Consider the following 15,445-nt stretch of genomic DNA (forward strand, 5'->3'; position numbering starts at 1 on the left):
AAATCTGCGCTATGCCAAAGGTCGCTTGGGATCGATGCGAGTTGTTCATCGATGCATCGTTTTTTATCGCTCCATAGCGCCTTTGCCTGAAATTATTTTGTTGCGGAACTTGGCTATTCTCGAAACCCGTGTAGCCGGTTTCTTGGCTGAATTTAAGTTGAAGGCATAGCTTCGCTGGCGCCCTGGTGTTAATGCATGAAACGCTTCTGCAAGCTCGGGGTCGGCATCCATGGCTTCAACCAGTTCATCTGGGAGCTTGATATCGCGTTCTGCTTTTGGGGGCTTAATGCCGGCTTTGGCATATCCCTTCGCTTCCTCGATGTAAGCCCGTATAACTGATTCGAGCTTTGTCACTTGGTCGTTGGATTTCAGGGGGATCATATGTGGGTGTTGGGTATTCTCACCAAGCTTTTGAAGTAAGCCTTTGGGGTCTTTCAATAACGCCGCATCCATAAAGCTAATGAGGAATTTCTCTCGAAACGCTCCAAGGATGACAATATTCCGACCGGCGAATGTGTAGCAAGGCTGCCCCCATTTTACGTGCTCTTCCAGATCCATGCTCTGGCATATCCGGCGCAACTCATTAAGGCCGGATTTCCATTTCTGGGTCGAGCAATCAGGCGTTGCAAAGCGTTCACAACGTCCACAACCTTTCGAAAAATAATCTGCGATATCTGAAATCATTGCCATAACCGGTTGTCCCGTACGAGCAAAGTCCCTGCCACTATCAAACTATCATTTTTCCGGAGTTAGATTTTGATGTCTCCTCCTCTACGGCTCCTGCCTTTGAACCCTTGTAATTTAGCAACTATGGCGTTCCATATTTATCTGTGAGTTTTGATCAGCGTCATAATATGCCAGCTTGCGATTGGGCTGCCGGCGTTAATCTTGTTGAAGCGAGAAATCTCCAGTGGTGATACTTCCATCCCGCATGTAAGTTACGCAAATAGCGCCACAATCTGTCGTCGTAGATTGCTGTACATCGAACCCCAAAGGGGTCACACCAGCACCGAAGAGGCGCTTTCCTTTGCCCAGAACCAAGGGAAAAATCAGCAGTTTAAACTGATCTACCAGGTCTGCTTTAAGTAGAGTCTGAATAAAATTGGCACTGCCCGGAACCAGCAAGTCAGGACCATTGATAGCCTTGATTTCACGAAGTCGTGCGACCGGATCATCGCCCAGCCATTCGCTGCCTTCCCAGGTAAATTCAGGTTTCGTGCGCGAGGCCACATACCGTATTGTACTGTCAATTTTTTGGGCCATCTGGATTTCTCCATCATCAACACCCTCAGGTGGAGGGTCAGCAGCTACTTTTGGCCAATGAGCAGCAAAAATATCGTAAGTCCGATGGCCAAGCAGGAGTTCGAATGGGGCTGCGAAGACATCTCCCATAAATTTACCTACACCTTCATCGAAATAAGGTACCACCCATCCACCATGCTCAAAGCCCCCTGAAGTGTCCTCCTCTGTACCACCGGGAGCCTGCATCACGCCATCCAGACTAACAAATGTGTTTACAATTATTTTTCGCACACAGTTCTTCCTTGGTGATTTTGTTGATCAAAATGGCGTCTCGAGTTGTGCTTAGGCTATTGCTTTCAATCACCATTGAGACTTGAAGAGATAGGTTATTGATCTTCTTTATTCGACTTCCACCCTTGTTGCCTCCAGGTAAGCGGCGAGATTAGAAAGAGCGCACTGCCATCCATTGCGTGTTCCGTCGATCATTCCCAAACCGACCAAAGAGGTGATCTGTATCGTCACCTGGAGTTCAGTCGCGCGCTTATTTTGACTAATCGCCACGGTGATCAAAGAGGCACTCAATAAAGAGTCGTCGGTATACACACGCTCGGTAAAAAGCAGGCGATGCGGCTTACTGATGTCGTAGTAGTGTGTTTCGACTCGGAATTGCAGATCATTCTTTTGGCCGCACCGATGTACGTCAAGGCCTCCGACACGAAAGTCGTTTTCAATAAACTCGACTGCCTCATCCTTAGAAGGTGCCCCCCATATTGATCGGGCTTTTGGGTTTTCCCATGCTGAAAAAACCTGTTCTGCTGGTGCTTTGATTGTTTTACTGATGGATATGGTGTCGTGCGATAACTGTTGGCTCATGCTAGTCCCTTTGCTTAATGGCAGTTCCCAGGCTACCGACTAATAGTTAGCCGATTGGATAACTATAAAAAGCAATAATAGTTAGGTCAATGGATAACTTCCTAGTGGCGCAAATGAGTAAGAGAATTGTCCTCTATCTGCTCAAAGTGAGGTGCAATGACATAACAACTATGATCGGCAATGTCATAAGGGGGTGCGGTATGTGAGCCGATCACGCCCTCCATTTTTTTAACAGAAGATCAAGTAGTCGGCTATTAGAATGGAGTGGTGACCTACAGGGTTTGTAATATGGCACCCTGTATCTCTATCGTACTCAGTCATCCTGTCCTTCAGCGCCAAGTGCTTCGACAAAACTCGCCATTCTTGCCATCCGGCCTTCCCACTGGGCCGTCTGTTCATTAATCCAAGTTTCTGCAGCTGTCAGTTGCTTCGGCTTGATCTCGCAGGTTCGTACGCGCCCAATTTTCTTGGATCGGATCAAACCCGCATCCTCCAGTACACCAATGTGCTTCATGAATGAAGGTAGTGCCATTTCAAACGGTTTAGCGAGCTCGGTGATTGATGCCGGTCCGCTGATCAGGTGCTGAATGACAGCGCGGCGCGTTGGATCTGCTAAGGCTTGGAAGACTGTATTCAGATTTTCGTGATTGTTACCCATTTGACTAAGTATATAGGTGTAAAATCGTTAGGCAATGGCCGCGGTTTGCTAATGCCCGAAAAAACAACCTAACAAAAGTGCTTCATCTCTTCCCTAAAAGATATGTTTTAGTGTTAACAGAAAGCAGGAAACCTCCTGATAAAAAGAACAAGGTGCAATAGTGATCGATTTTTCCTATCAAGCGGACGTTCAAACCAAGCCTATCTCCTACACCGTCAGGGCAACACCGGAAGAAGTCTTTACAGCCTGGGTTACGCCGAGCATGGTTGAAAAATGGTGGGGGCCTGACGGTTTCACTACGCGTGTGCTCAATCTCACGGCAGAGGTTGGCGGGAGTTTTGCTTTTGAGATGACAGCTCCAGACGGTAGCTCTTGCGTAATGTCTGGAGTATATCGTCGTGTCGATAGACCGAAGTTTCTAAATTTTGAGGTCCATAAACATTGAAATCTCAGCTTGCCACATGGCACCGAACCGCAAAAGAATTCGTCATTGGTCGAAGTTGTGTTCAAAAGCAGTGAACTTGGCACTGTCGTTTCGCTTACGCATTCACTTCTAAACCCTGACTACGCAGAGCTGGCAGCGATCAGTTGGGCCCAATCACTTCGATGTATGGAGGCTCGATTTTCTGGATCGGCAAATCTGATCTGAGATGGCAAGGTGTCTTGATGGCAGTCATGAGTCTGTGCACATCTTACACGCTGTCTAATTTGATACTACCAACCACATGCGCATTTAAGGCCTTAAATTCTTCATAGCGTTTTCGGCCGTATAAAATTTGACCAATATGCCTATCAGATGTGTGAAGAATTTTCATTGAAGGCAGCGGCTAATTTACCGCTGCCAGCGTATATCTGATCAGTTAGAGGTTCTGCACTTTAAAAGTCAGAAAGTAACCTTCGGTACTTAAGAAAACCTGTAGTTGCTGATTCAGTACACCACCCTGCTCTTTTGCTGTAATAACCCACTGACGCTGATCGTTAACACGCTGCATAGCTGCGCTGAGCGGCTTGTCAGACCAGGACTTGTTAAGCTTACCCTCTTTGATTAGGCGAGCGACTTCCTGGCTGGCGATACCTTTGGCTTCTACCATGGATACAGTGGCAAAATTGTCTCTCTCATGGTCACCATGGGCGAAAGCAAGATTTGCGAAGCCTAAGGTAACTGATACACAGATGACTGGAATAAGTTTGTTCATAATACTCTCTTTCTTCTCGGTTTTAGCGAATGTTGATCAAAAAGCGTTACTGTTTGAGTCCAATAACCTCGTAGAACCCCTTTGTTTTTAGAGTGATCTTCACAGATTCCTGACCGTTATTTTTCCAATACCAGCCATGGGAACCATCAAAAGGCGTGGTGAGAGAGCCACTCATCTTGTTTGCGGTAGCAATAGCAAAACTCTCAAAGTAGCCGGTAGTATCGCCTGCGGGTTCGCCGTGAAAATCAAAGTAAAGTTCACCACTCTCCGTTACCCACTCGTACTCCAGATGGCCGTATTTATCCAATTGAAATTTGTATTCAATCCCACGGCCAGCGGGCACTTCAATAGTTGTAGTGTCAGTCCGATAAGCAAAGGACTGCTCGCCACGCTGCACTACTTCTGGTACAGTAATTTCCTGCTCTTGACTGTTTAATTCAGTCAGCCCCAGTGCACTGCCGATTCCAGTAGGATCTATATTGTATTCAGCTGGCAGGATTACTGTGGTCAACATAATGGCTGCAAGCACGCCAGCAGCAAGTGTGGATTTAATCAGCGTTTGTGCAGACTGCACTGGCATTTCAGTTGTATTCATTCTTTAAGCTCTAAATTTGAGTTCTTTCTGTTCAATTAACTTAATAAAGTCACTTTCTGGCTAACTAACCTACGAAGTAGCCTGTCATCTGGTAACCCACCAACATCAGTCCACCACTCATTAGTAAGGTATTTGTCATAGTGGAAAAGCGCAGAAAACTGTCAAAGCGACGCCAATAATTGATGGCGAGAAGAATAAACAGCAACGCAACAAACTGACCAATTTCTACTCCGACATTAAAGGCCAGAATGTTCTCCACCAACCCATCGCTGGACAGCTTGAATTCCTGTAATTTGGTTGCCAAACCAAAACCGTGGAAGAGTCCAAAAATCAGTACGGCAGCCTTGGTATTAGGCTGGAAGCCAAAAACCCGTTTGAAGCCGCCGAGATTGTCGAAGCCTTTATAGACAATGGATAATCCAATAATGGCATCGATCAAATAGGCATTCACATGGGTGTCGTTAAGCACTCCAAATAACAAAGTTAAGCTATGACCGAGCGTAAAAAAGCTTACATAGATAAGAACATCTTTTGATCGATATAAAAAGAAAATGACTCCCACCAGAAACAGCAGGTGGTCATAGCCAGTCACCATATGCTTAGCGCCAATATATAGAAAGGGAATAATAGATACCCCTTCATTGCCGGCGAGAAAAGTCTTGGTCGCATCGTCCACCCCATGGGCAAATAGCGGCATGGATATCACCATGCCTGCTATCAGCGCCATCAAGCCGAAAACCGTTTTTAAACTATTGTGCAACGTTACTATCTCCCGTTATTAAAGTTCTAAATTCTTGTGAACCAGAGCGCACACAGGCCCAGTTAACTGGCTCCAGCCAGAGCCACTTCAGGGTTATCTTGTAAGCTCTCCGACTTGGCATTCCTGCCATGTAAAATTCTGTAGAGTGCCGGCAACACTAAAAGTGTCAGGATTGTTGATGAGACAATACCGCCAATAACCACCGTAGCCAGTGGGCGCTGTACTTCAGAGCCAATACCAGTATTCAGGGCCATGGGCACAAAACCGAGTGAGGCAACCAGTGCAGTACTAATGACCGGACGTAATCGGATCAGGGCGCCCTCAATAATGGCCTTTTCTATGCTGTAACCTTGGTCACGCAGGTCGCGAATAAAGGAAACCATCACCAGGCCGTTAAGGATGGCAATCCCGGAAAGTGCGATAAAACCAACGGCTGCGGAAATGGAGAAAGGGATATCCCGCAACATTAAAGAGAGCACACCGCCGGTTAATGCGAGGGGTATACCGGTAAAGATAATTGCCGCATCTTTTATGGAGCGAAGCGCCAGCAGGAGAAGCCCCATAATCAACACAAGGGTCAGCGGCACTACAATCGATAAGCGTTCAGTAGCAGACTGTAGCGTTTGATAGGTTCCGCCGTATTCAACCCAGTAACCGGGTGGTATTTCCACTTTATCGGAAACGGACTGCTGTACATCAGCAACAAAGCTACCCAGATCCCTACCCCGCACATTGGCCGTTACCACTACCCTGCGTTTACCGTTCTCGCGGAAAACCTGATTGATACCGGTAGTGAGTTCCAAGCTGGCAATTTCCTCCAGGGGCACATAGTTGCCATTGGGTCGATGAATCGGCAGTTTCTTTAGCGCATCCAAATCCTGACGCAATACCTCTGGCAAACGCACAACAATATCGGTGCGGCGGTCTCCTTCATAAAAGCGGCCAGCAACCGTACCTCCCAGGGCGGTTGCCAGCTGCTCCTGTACCTGATTGATAGCCAGCCCATACTGGGTTAGTGCGGCCTGGTCAGGAACAATGGCGAGAACCAGTAAACCGCTGGTTTGCTCCATCTGTATATCAGCAACGCCTTCTACACTGCCAATAGCCGCTTCAATTTCACCGCCCAAACGCTCTAATTGCTCAAAGTCATCGCCAAAGACTTTGATCGCCAATTCCGCACGCACCCCCGCTAAAAGCTCGTTAAAGCGCATCTGGATTGGCTGGAGAAATTCATAGTGGTTGCCGGGGATTGGCTCTACCAGCTTTGCCAGCTCTTCTACCAATTGCTCTTTCGGCTTATCCGGATCTGGCCACTGAGACCTGGGTTTCAGGATAATAAAATTATCGGCAACACTTGGGGGAACGGCATCGGTAGCCACTTCCGCAGTCCCAATTTTGGCGAATACACGCTCCACTTCGGGCAACTCTTTAATCCGCGCCTCCAAGGATTTTTGTAGTGCAATCGCTTGTTCCAGGGATGTGCCGGGAATACGCAAGGCGTGCATGGCAATATCGCCTTCATCCAGATTCGGCACAAATTCGCTACCCATTCTGCTTGCCGTATAGCCGGAAACCAACACCAGTAGCGCAGCAATAGCGACAACCATGCCACGCTGGCGCAGTGCAAACTCCAGGGCCGGGCGATAAAAGCTATTCAGCTTCTCAAGTGCAGGGTTTTTCTTTTCGATCACCGGTTTGCGAAATAGCAGCGCTATGCCGGCTGGCACCAAAGTGATGGAAAGAAACATCGCAGAAAGCAGCGCAATCACCACGGTAATTGCCATCGGATGGAACATCTTGCCCTCCACTCCAGTCAGGGCAAAAATGGGTAAATACACGGCTGTGATAATGAACACACCAAACATGGCCGGGCGAATCACTTCCCGCGTCGATTGAAATACCAGGGTAAGCCGTTCTTTTAGATCTAACTGGCCACGCTCGCGGGCGGATTCGCTGAGGCGTCGCAGACAGTTCTCGACAATAATGATGGCTCCATCCACCAACAAGCCAAAGTCCAGCGCCCCCAGACTCATCAGGTTTGCACTTACGCGGGCCTGAACCATGCCTGTGATGGTCATTAACATGGCCACCGGAATGACCAGCGCAGTGAGAATTGCTGCGCGAACATTCCCCAGCAGCAGGAAAAGAACCGCGATAACCAGCAGCGCACCTTCCATAAGATTGGTTTGGACCGTGCGCAGTGTCTGGTCAACCAGACCGGTACGATCATAAACTGCTGTCAATGTGATACCAGGCGGTAGACTCTGTTTGATACTCTCTAATTTTTCACCAACTGCACCTGCAACGGTGCGACTATTTTCGCCAACCAGCATGAAAACGGTGCTCATCACCACTTCCCTGCCGTTCTGAGTAGCCGCCCCGGTGCGCATTTCGCGCCCCTCTTCGATCTTGGCCAAGTCGCCAAGGCGAACAGCAACGCCATTCACTTCCGCAACCGGGAAATCTTTCAGTGTCTCTAACGAGCTTGCCTGCCCAGGAACCCGCAACAACCACAGGGCGCCACTGTGTTCAATAAAGCCTACACCACGGTTACGATTGTTCTCCTCGATCGAGCGAATCAGGTCTTCCTGCGTCAGGCCGAATGCCAGCAGTTTATCCGGCTCTATAGCAATCAGAATTTCTCTCTTGAACCCGCCGATCGGATTGACTTCCACCACACCAGGTACACGCAGTAACTGCGGGCGCACAATCCAGTCATGCACCGAGCGCAAGTCCTTGGGCGTTACGGCACTGCCATCAGCATTGGTGGCTCCAGGTTCGGAGTCCACTGTGAACATAAAGATTTCGCCAAGACCTGTGGCGATGGGTCCAAGCTCCGGCTCCAAACCAGCAGGCAGTGCACCACGTACACTAGTGAGCCGTTCATTCACTAACTGGCGGGCAAAATAAATATCGGTGCCATCTTCAAAAATCACCGTAACCTGGGACAACCCATACCGCGAAACGGAACGTGTATAAGCAAGGCTCGGCAATCCAGCTATTGCATTTTCCACAGGGTATGTAACCCGTTGCTCAACTTCTTGTGGGGTATACCCCGGTGCCTCCGTATTAATAACCACCTGGATATTGGTGATATCCGGTACTGCATCAATGGGCAGCCGGGTGAAATTCCAAATGCCCAAACCGCACAGTAGTAGCACAAGGGCAATAACCAGCCCGCGATTTTGAATTGAGGTTCTTATCAAGTACTCAAGCATGCCGAACCCTCAGTGATCGTGGGATGCACCGGACTTTTCAATGTCCGCTTTAATGATGTAGCTGTTACCGGTGACATATTCGATTCCCGGTCGAATCCCCCCCAGCACTTCTACCCAATCACCGGCTTCACGCCCTAACTCCAACATACGCACTTCATACAGGTCGCCCACCTTGGCATAAACGACAGTAAAATCGCGGAACGCCTGTAAACCGGAACGCTTTACGGCGAGAGGCACCTCATACTCAGCAACTTGGATATCGCCGCTTACAAAAGAACCCGGTGCGAGGCCTGCGGGAATATCTTGCAGTGACACTCGAACGGCGGTGGCCTGGTTGGGGTTCATCAAAGTATCAATTTGTTTCACTACCCCGAGCAGAGGGGTTTCCAGGGACTTGATATTTACGGAAACGGGCGCGCCCGGGCGAATCTGGGGGCGTGTCGAGGGAAAAACATCCAACTCTGCCAACAATGCAGTATCATCGGCAACCGTTAATAAAACTCGACCTGCGGTCTGTTCACCAGGGTTTACATTACGCTGGACTACTACACCGGCAATTGGGGATTGAATAGTGTAGGTGTTTAGGTTTTGATTGCTGTTAATGGCAATTAGGGGTTGCCCTTTATTAACGCGCTCCCCCAATCCCACCTGCACAGTTTCTACAAAGCCATCGAAACGCGCACTAATTTCACGAACCTGCTCTGGATCTACAATAAGCCTGCCGTAAGCGCGGCTGGTTTCACTCATCCTGGCTGGGCCAACGGTTTCCGTATCAATTTCCATGGATTCAGCAATACCGGATTCGATACGGGTTCGCCCCTCAAAATTATCGTATTGCCAACGGTATTCTTGCCCCTGGTACTTGGCTGTTAGAGTCACAACAAATGAGTGGGGCTCATAGATCACCATATCACCACGCAGAAAATCCCCCTCGGGCCTGAATTCGATGTGGTCCTCTCCATCTCCAAGCCTTGTAAGAATCACTTTAAGATCAACCTGTTGAGGATTAACCAGCTCTCCATCGTTACTCACCCAAACCCGAAACTCCGGGGGAACACCAGTTTCATAAATACTTAGCTCAACGGCAAAATCACCTTCTCGCAACATGCGCCCACGATTGGGCCCTTTTTCCGGTTCCGCCTCTGCGACAGCTCCGGCCGCATAGACACTGCCGCTGCCACTAAGGAACAAGGAAAGTAAAGCACTGAATATCAGGCTGGAAAAAACTGCGGATCTCATATCTCGCTCTCGCTTATCTGTGCCAATGACAGGCCGGTAAGTTTTTCAATTTCAATCAGGCTAAGGTGTGCGTTGTACTGTGCCTGGAGCAGTGAAAGCTGCGCATCGCTAAGCCCTTGTTGGGCTAGAGCCAATTCCGAGTAGTTGTAGCGGCCACGTCGATAGGCTTTTTGCGTAGCGGTGAGCGCTTTATCCAAACTGGGAATCATCTTTTCATTCAAGGCGGCAGCCACGTGCCGGTGATGCTGTAGCCTTTGGGTCATCACAAAGAGTTGTGTATCCAATGCAATCTCTTTCGCATTTCTTTCTGCTCGAAAACGATTCTGTTCCGCCCTCAAAGCAGATACCTTGCCGCGATTGCGATCGCCCTTACCTAGAGGGATTGCGAAGCCAGCCACTAATCCATAATCTCCGCTCGCTTCGTTGCGACGAATTCCTGTATCAATCCGCCACTGAATGCCCGCTTCTGCACGTGCCAAATCAATTTCCGCCTGCGCCACGCGCTCGCGGCTCATGAATATTTCCAAATTTGGGTTGCTCGCCACCAAGCTTCGCAATCTAGATAAATCAACCTCCGGAATGACACTGGAAAGAGAACCAACCACCGCTCGAAAACTGGGCTCTCTGGAGCCCCACTGGGCAGCTAATTGATATCTGGCAATATCCAACTCGTGCTCGACATCTTCCACAGCTAAGAGTCGACGCTGGAAGTCGACTTCCGCCCGAAAAGCATCGGCTTCATTCGTTCTGCCAACACTAACCTGGCGATTAATTTCGGCGGATATCCCGCGAGCCAGGTCGACAGCTGTTTTAGCAATTTCCAGGCGTTCCTGCTGAGCCAGGACTTGGAAAAAGTAACGCGCGGTATTTGCGGCAACTTCTAATTCAAGAACCTGCTTTTGGGCCTCAATCACGGAGGTCTTACTGCGTGTAGCCAATACACGTTTTTCTGCGAGATCACCCTGTAATAGCCAACTGATGCCTACTGTTATCTGGGAACTGCCGTTGCCATCGCTGTCCTTTTCCTCCCCCACCCCCTCGGCGGCAACACTAAGCTCCGGGCGTGGTCCAAGCTTGGCGTGCTTCGATAAAGCATCCACAGCCTCAAAATGATATCGGTAACCCGCCAGTTCAGGATGATTTTGCAAGCTTTTAAGAATTGCCTGCTCATAAGTGAGGCCCGATAACTCCTCGCCCTGCTCTGCCTTAAGGGACCCACTTAATGCGACTAAAAAGAACACAGCTCCGGCCACAAAAAACCGATCAGCAGTCGGTTTTTTAGTTATGACTAAACGCAAACAATTAAACACTTCGGCTTCCTTAGTGGGAGAAAAGGGTTTCGACGGTGTGGTGGAGCGCATCCACCGACACAAGGCAAGTGCCAGTGAGAACTACGAACAATCCAGCTAACAATAAAGGGGATAAGTTTCGCCCCTTATTATCAGACAGCAAATAACGAATACGGGCATCCAACTGGTCAAGAGCGAAATAACAGACCAATGCTGAACTTCTCTCTTTGGGCTGCAACCCATTGGAGATACGGGTTACCTTAAGCAGGGTTTGGGCGATAAAGGTCTCACTCCACCCCTGCCTATGGGCATAAGCGTCTGCACGCTGCTCCATACACAGCGCCATTTGCTGATTCAGGTAATTCCCCAAACGCGTAGGGAAAAAGCTGGCAAACAAAGCGAATATTAATTTCTTCAGAGGATCAAATTTTTGCGCATGGGCTTCCTCATGTAGGCGCACCACCTCAAATTCTTCCGCTGTTAACTGGTCTCGCAGACCGCTGGTATAAAACCCTTGCGGACGGAGCAGACCACTGGTGAAAGCTTGGGGACCCTGAGCCTGGATAATGCTCTGATCAGACTGATCCCTTTCGCAAAGTTGCATTAACAAACGGAGCTGGGCCAAATGGCGATGAGCTCGTTTAAAACTTTGAAACACCAAAAACCCGGTAAGAAAAAGAAATGCAATGGTAAAAACACCATGCCAACTGTAGAGGTTAAAAGCATTGATATGGTGCCAGTGCGCCAGTGATGCAACGCCCCCCAAAAGGCTGGGGAATGCCAGGATAACAGCGGCAGTGGAAGCCGCGAACCACGGCAGCAATACCGCACTCCATAGCAGTAAACGTCGGCTACTGGCAGACAGGCGAGGTGAATGCCGGGAAGCAGAAAGGCAGGCAGCTGATACCAGTAAAATACCGACAAACAGGCCAAGCGCTGCAATAGTCAGCAGGTTTAGCCAGAGTGCAACCTGCCCCAAAATCATTAGCGATCACCCTGCTGGCGCTTAATCTTCTGGCTTTCGATCAACTGCTCCAGCTGCTCCAATTGGCTTTTGCTCAACTCCGATGAGATGGAGGTAAATGCGGCTACCAACCCGTTCTCATCATCAACGAACTCACGAGTAACGTCTTGAATCAGCTGTCCGACAAACTCGTAGCGCTCCACTGCCGGGCTGTATTGGAATGCATGCCCCTGCTTCTCCCGGGACAGCAAACCTTTCTTGTAAAGGCGATCCAGCGTGCTCTGGATCGTATTGAGAGAACCTCCACGGGCCCTGCTCAAGTCCGAGTGGACCTGTTTGGCATCCGCAGATTTTCTATCCCAAAGATATTGGAGCACCTGTTTCTCAAGATCGCCAAGTCGCATAGACCATTATTCCAACTGTTAAAATCATTCCTTGAATGATGGTAGAGCGACAAAAACCGATCGTCAATAGGTTTTTGATCTAGACTATGGATACATCAACTAAAGCCTCCTTACTAAACTGTTATCAAGCGGTGAAAGTATTGGACGAATGTTAGTTAGGTATAATCAGGGCTCGCAAGGATTTGTCCGCTTATATTTTTTATATAGCGATCTATTTTGTGGTCAGATAATGATTTGTATTGACGACTTAATATGTCGTCTAATAAATCAAAATGTCCTGCAAAATTCTCTGTAGGTTTCATCTCAATCTTATTACGAATGTTATTTATATTTTCTTGAAATTGGTGGAACTCATCCAAAGTGAGGGGTTCGGGATCTGGAGATATTGGAAGAAAGCCAGCCGAAATTTCTTGTATGTCCCCGTTTGCATCAAAATGATAAAGAGAGCCTGCATGCTGGAATCCTGGTGGGATTCTAGTAATAAGATCCCTATTGTTAACAAACCGAAAGAAACTGTCTGGGTATGAATTTCTTATTGTTTCAGAAAAATCTTGATGCCCTGTACGAGGTTGCCCAAATGTACAAATACCATAGATTTCAAACTTACTACGCCATTCTACACTAGCAATTGCTGCTAAGGCTCCCCCTAAACTATGCCCAGTTATCCACATAGGTTTATCCTTGGGAAGATGCTCTATTAGCAATTTTTCAACATCATAAAACGCATCAAAAAAACCATTATGCACAGTGCCATAGTTGGGGTTGTGAATTGGAAATAAGTTAATATTTCCAACCCAGTCGCCAATTCCTTGAGTCCCTCTAAATGATAACAATACGTGTGAATCGGTTTCAGCAAGAAAACACTCAGTATTTTTTATATCCAGAAATAAAGCGTATAAGTAGCCCCAATCATCTAATGCTGTGCTCTCGACAACTTCCTTCTCCTCATATGATAACTTGCTAGCGAGTGCCATAGAGAGAACACTAGGCCATGAGAAACCGGGGTTTGCTAAGCTATTAATGGAGAAAGTCACAAAGAGGTGCTCCGCTAAATGTGGAAAAATCAACTAAATGCGCCAAGTACTCACTTCTAGGATGGATCTTCACGTTATTCAGCTTTGCACTCTCTTTAGCCTAAATAAATATCGATAGAAGTATAGGTCACAGATGGTATTGGCAGGCGATGTAAACGCCTGCCGTACTTTCTGTTCATCCTGAATATCTTGAGCACCTAAAAACAGAGTTCCTAGGCCAAACTTTTCGTTGATTCAGTCCATCATTGGTATGGTCTCCCCTGCCTTATAGGCGTTCATGATCCCTGCTCAACTGAGCGCAAGCTCAGCTGTATCGGCCTCGCTTTCCGAATCGATGCCGGCTGGGTTGCCCTCAGTTGGATCAAAACTGTCGGCACGTGCCATACGCCAGGCCCGGGCATAGAAGCCCCCCTCGTCATGTGCCCTGAGCAATTCGCCAGGCTTGAGGTAGACGTGGATTTGCGAAAATAGCTGAACTTCTGTGCCACCGGTACGGCGTACTAGGTGTTTTCCTTCTAGCTGTGCTGGATGCTCTAATCCGGCGGCGGCTAACATCTCGGCCAGGGTACTAAGGGTGTTGTTGTGGAAATTATGTACCCTGTCAGCTTTCTCCGGCACCACCAGGGCTCGCTGTCGCAGCTTGTCTTGGGTGGCTACGCCCGTGGGGCACTTGTTAGTGTGGCAGGATTGGGATTGGATACAGCCGATTGCAAACATAAAGCCGCGTGCCGAGTTGGCCCAGTCGGCCCCTATAGCCAGCACACTGGCAATATCGAACGCCGAGATTATCTTGCCGCTGGCACCTATCTTGATCTTGTCTCGCAGGTTCAGGCCTACCAGGGTATTGTGGATAAACAGTAGGCCTTCGCGCAGGGGCACGCCGATATGATTGGTGAATTCCAACGGTGCTGCTCCAGTACCCCCTTCCTTGCCATCTACCACGATAAAATCTGGCAATATGTCACTTTGGAGCATGGCCTTTGCGATGCCCATAAACTCCCAAGGGTGTCCGAGGGCCAGCTTAAAACCTACTGGTTTACCGCCGCTAAGTTCCCTCAGTTGTTTGATAAAAGTCAGCAACTCAAGGGGGGTAGAAAAGCTGTTGTGGCTCGAAGGTGAGATGCAGTCCTCGCCCTCAGGTACGCCGCGGGTGGATGCTATCTCCGCAGTCACCTTGTGCCCGGGTAGGATGCCGCCATGGCCGGGCTTGGCGCCCTGGCTGAGTTTTAGCTCAATCATCTTAATTTGCGGGTTACGAGCCTGTGCCTTGAAGCGGTCTGGATCGAAGCTGCCGTCCTGGGCTCGACAACCAAAGTAACCCGAGCCTATTTCCCAAATCAGATCGCCGCCGAACTCGTGATGATAGTGGCTGATGCTGCCCTCCCCTGTATCGTGGGCAAAGTCCCCCAGCTTGGCGCCCTTGTTCAGGGCCCTGATGGCGTTGGCACTGAGGGACCCAAAGCTCATAGCGGAGATATTGAAGATCGAGGCCGAATAAGGCTGGCTGCACTGAGGTCCCCCTATGAGCACCCTGAAGCTCTTGTGCTCTCTGACCTCCTTGGGGCGTATGGAGTGATTGATAAACTCAAAACCAGGTTTGTAGACGTCAATCAAGGTACCAAAGGGTTTGGATGCATTCTCATTCTTGGCCCGGGCATAGACCAGGGAGCGTTGGGCCCGGGAAAAAGGCAGCTCGTCTTCTTCTCCTTCTAACAGGTACTGGCGTAGCTCTGGGCGAACACGTTCCATGAGATAGCGAATATTGCCCAATATGGGGTAGTTACGGCGCACCGCATGGGATTTTTGAATCAGATCGTAAATTCCTAGGAGACTCAGAAGGCTGCTGATTGCGGCAATAGACCAGAGCCAGGAGTAAGAGTCCAACAGAGGCAGGCTGACGATAGTCGTGAGAACACAACAGCCAAAAAATGTATAGCGATTGAGCAGGAATAGTTTCATCATTGTATTTCGTA

General features: G+C 48.9%; 16 protein-coding genes. 1 reads left to right on the forward strand and 15 read right to left on the reverse strand.

Annotation, left to right across the window (positions count from 1 at the left end):
* Positions 1–63: 63 nt before the first annotated feature.
* From ACJJIV_RS00150 to ACJJIV_RS00165, 4 genes are all read right to left on the reverse strand, one after another.
* Positions 64–690: a YdeI/OmpD-associated family protein gene (locus ACJJIV_RS00150; RefSeq protein WP_444890281.1), complete on the reverse strand. Its 627-nt coding sequence runs from the start codon at positions 688–690 to the stop codon at positions 64–66.
* A gap of 192 nt (positions 691–882) precedes the next feature.
* The gene (locus ACJJIV_RS00155; RefSeq protein WP_444890282.1) at positions 883–1,533 is read right to left on the reverse strand and encodes a dihydrofolate reductase family protein; all 651 of its coding nucleotides are present in this window, start codon (positions 1,531–1,533) and stop codon (positions 883–885) included.
* A gap of 108 nt (positions 1,534–1,641) precedes the next feature.
* The gene (locus ACJJIV_RS00160; RefSeq protein WP_444890283.1) at positions 1,642–2,115 is read right to left on the reverse strand and encodes an SRPBCC family protein; all 474 of its coding nucleotides are present in this window, start codon (positions 2,113–2,115) and stop codon (positions 1,642–1,644) included.
* A gap of 313 nt (positions 2,116–2,428) precedes the next feature.
* A complete protein-coding gene (locus ACJJIV_RS00165) occupies positions 2,429–2,773 on the reverse strand; it encodes an ArsR/SmtB family transcription factor (RefSeq protein WP_252081673.1) in 345 nt (114 codons plus the stop codon).
* A 160-nt stretch (positions 2,774–2,933) separates the two neighbouring features.
* Between ACJJIV_RS00165 and ACJJIV_RS00170 the strand changes: the two genes are divergently transcribed.
* Positions 2,934–3,218 (forward strand): SRPBCC family protein, encoded by a 285-nt coding sequence (locus ACJJIV_RS00170; RefSeq protein WP_444890284.1) that lies wholly within the window; start codon positions 2,934–2,936, stop codon positions 3,216–3,218.
* A 415-nt stretch (positions 3,219–3,633) separates the two neighbouring features.
* Here ACJJIV_RS00170 and ACJJIV_RS00175 read toward each other — a convergent pair whose 3' ends face one another.
* The 11 genes from ACJJIV_RS00175 to ACJJIV_RS00225 all read right to left on the reverse strand — a co-directional run bounded on the left by ACJJIV_RS00175 (position 3,634) and on the right by ACJJIV_RS00225 (position 15,434).
* Positions 3,634–3,969, reverse strand: coding sequence for a DUF6488 family protein (locus ACJJIV_RS00175; protein ID WP_444890285.1), 336 nt, complete (start codon positions 3,967–3,969; stop codon positions 3,634–3,636).
* 46 nt (positions 3,970–4,015) lie between these two features.
* Positions 4,016–4,564, reverse strand: coding sequence for a hypothetical protein (locus ACJJIV_RS00180; RefSeq protein ID WP_444890286.1), 549 nt, complete (start codon positions 4,562–4,564; stop codon positions 4,016–4,018).
* Between the two features lie 64 nt (positions 4,565–4,628).
* Complete coding sequence (locus ACJJIV_RS00185) at positions 4,629–5,324, reverse strand: HupE/UreJ family protein (protein ID WP_444886199.1); 696 nt, start codon at positions 5,322–5,324, stop codon at positions 4,629–4,631.
* Between the two features lie 62 nt (positions 5,325–5,386).
* The gene (locus ACJJIV_RS00190; protein ID WP_444890287.1) at positions 5,387–8,542 is read right to left on the reverse strand and encodes an efflux RND transporter permease subunit; all 3,156 of its coding nucleotides are present in this window, start codon (positions 8,540–8,542) and stop codon (positions 5,387–5,389) included.
* Positions 8,543–8,551: 9 nt separating this feature from the next.
* On the reverse strand, positions 8,552–9,781 hold the full coding sequence (locus ACJJIV_RS00195; RefSeq protein ID WP_444890288.1) for an efflux RND transporter periplasmic adaptor subunit: 1,230 nt from the start codon (positions 9,779–9,781) through the stop codon (positions 8,552–8,554).
* Positions 9,778–11,091, reverse strand: coding sequence for a TolC family protein (locus tag ACJJIV_RS00200; RefSeq protein WP_444890289.1), 1,314 nt, complete (start codon positions 11,089–11,091; stop codon positions 9,778–9,780). The genes ACJJIV_RS00195 and ACJJIV_RS00200 overlap by 4 nt, the downstream gene beginning before the upstream one ends.
* Before the next feature lie 10 nt (positions 11,092–11,101).
* Entirely contained in the window at positions 11,102–12,055 is a 954-nt protein-coding gene (locus ACJJIV_RS00205) for a hypothetical protein (RefSeq protein WP_444890290.1), read from the reverse strand.
* Positions 12,055–12,438, reverse strand: coding sequence for a BlaI/MecI/CopY family transcriptional regulator (locus ACJJIV_RS00210; RefSeq protein ID WP_444890291.1), 384 nt, complete (start codon positions 12,436–12,438; stop codon positions 12,055–12,057). The genes ACJJIV_RS00205 and ACJJIV_RS00210 overlap by 1 nt, the downstream gene beginning before the upstream one ends.
* 155 nt (positions 12,439–12,593) lie before the next feature.
* Positions 12,594–13,472 carry a lipase family protein gene (locus ACJJIV_RS00215; RefSeq protein WP_444890292.1) on the reverse strand — a complete coding sequence of 293 codons (879 nt, stop codon included), beginning with the start codon at positions 13,470–13,472 and terminating at the stop codon, positions 12,594–12,596.
* A 78-nt stretch (positions 13,473–13,550) separates the two neighbouring features.
* On the reverse strand, positions 13,551–13,706 hold the full coding sequence (locus tag ACJJIV_RS00220; RefSeq protein WP_444891739.1) for a DUF4113 domain-containing protein: 156 nt from the start codon (positions 13,704–13,706) through the stop codon (positions 13,551–13,553).
* Positions 13,707–13,760: 54 nt separating this feature from the next.
* On the reverse strand, positions 13,761–15,434 hold the full coding sequence (locus ACJJIV_RS00225; RefSeq protein WP_444890293.1) for an FMN-binding glutamate synthase family protein: 1,674 nt from the start codon (positions 15,432–15,434) through the stop codon (positions 13,761–13,763).
* Between the last annotated feature and the right edge of the window lie 11 nt (positions 15,435–15,445).

This window comes from Microbulbifer mixtoriginis (SeqCode) (assembly GCF_052466765.1).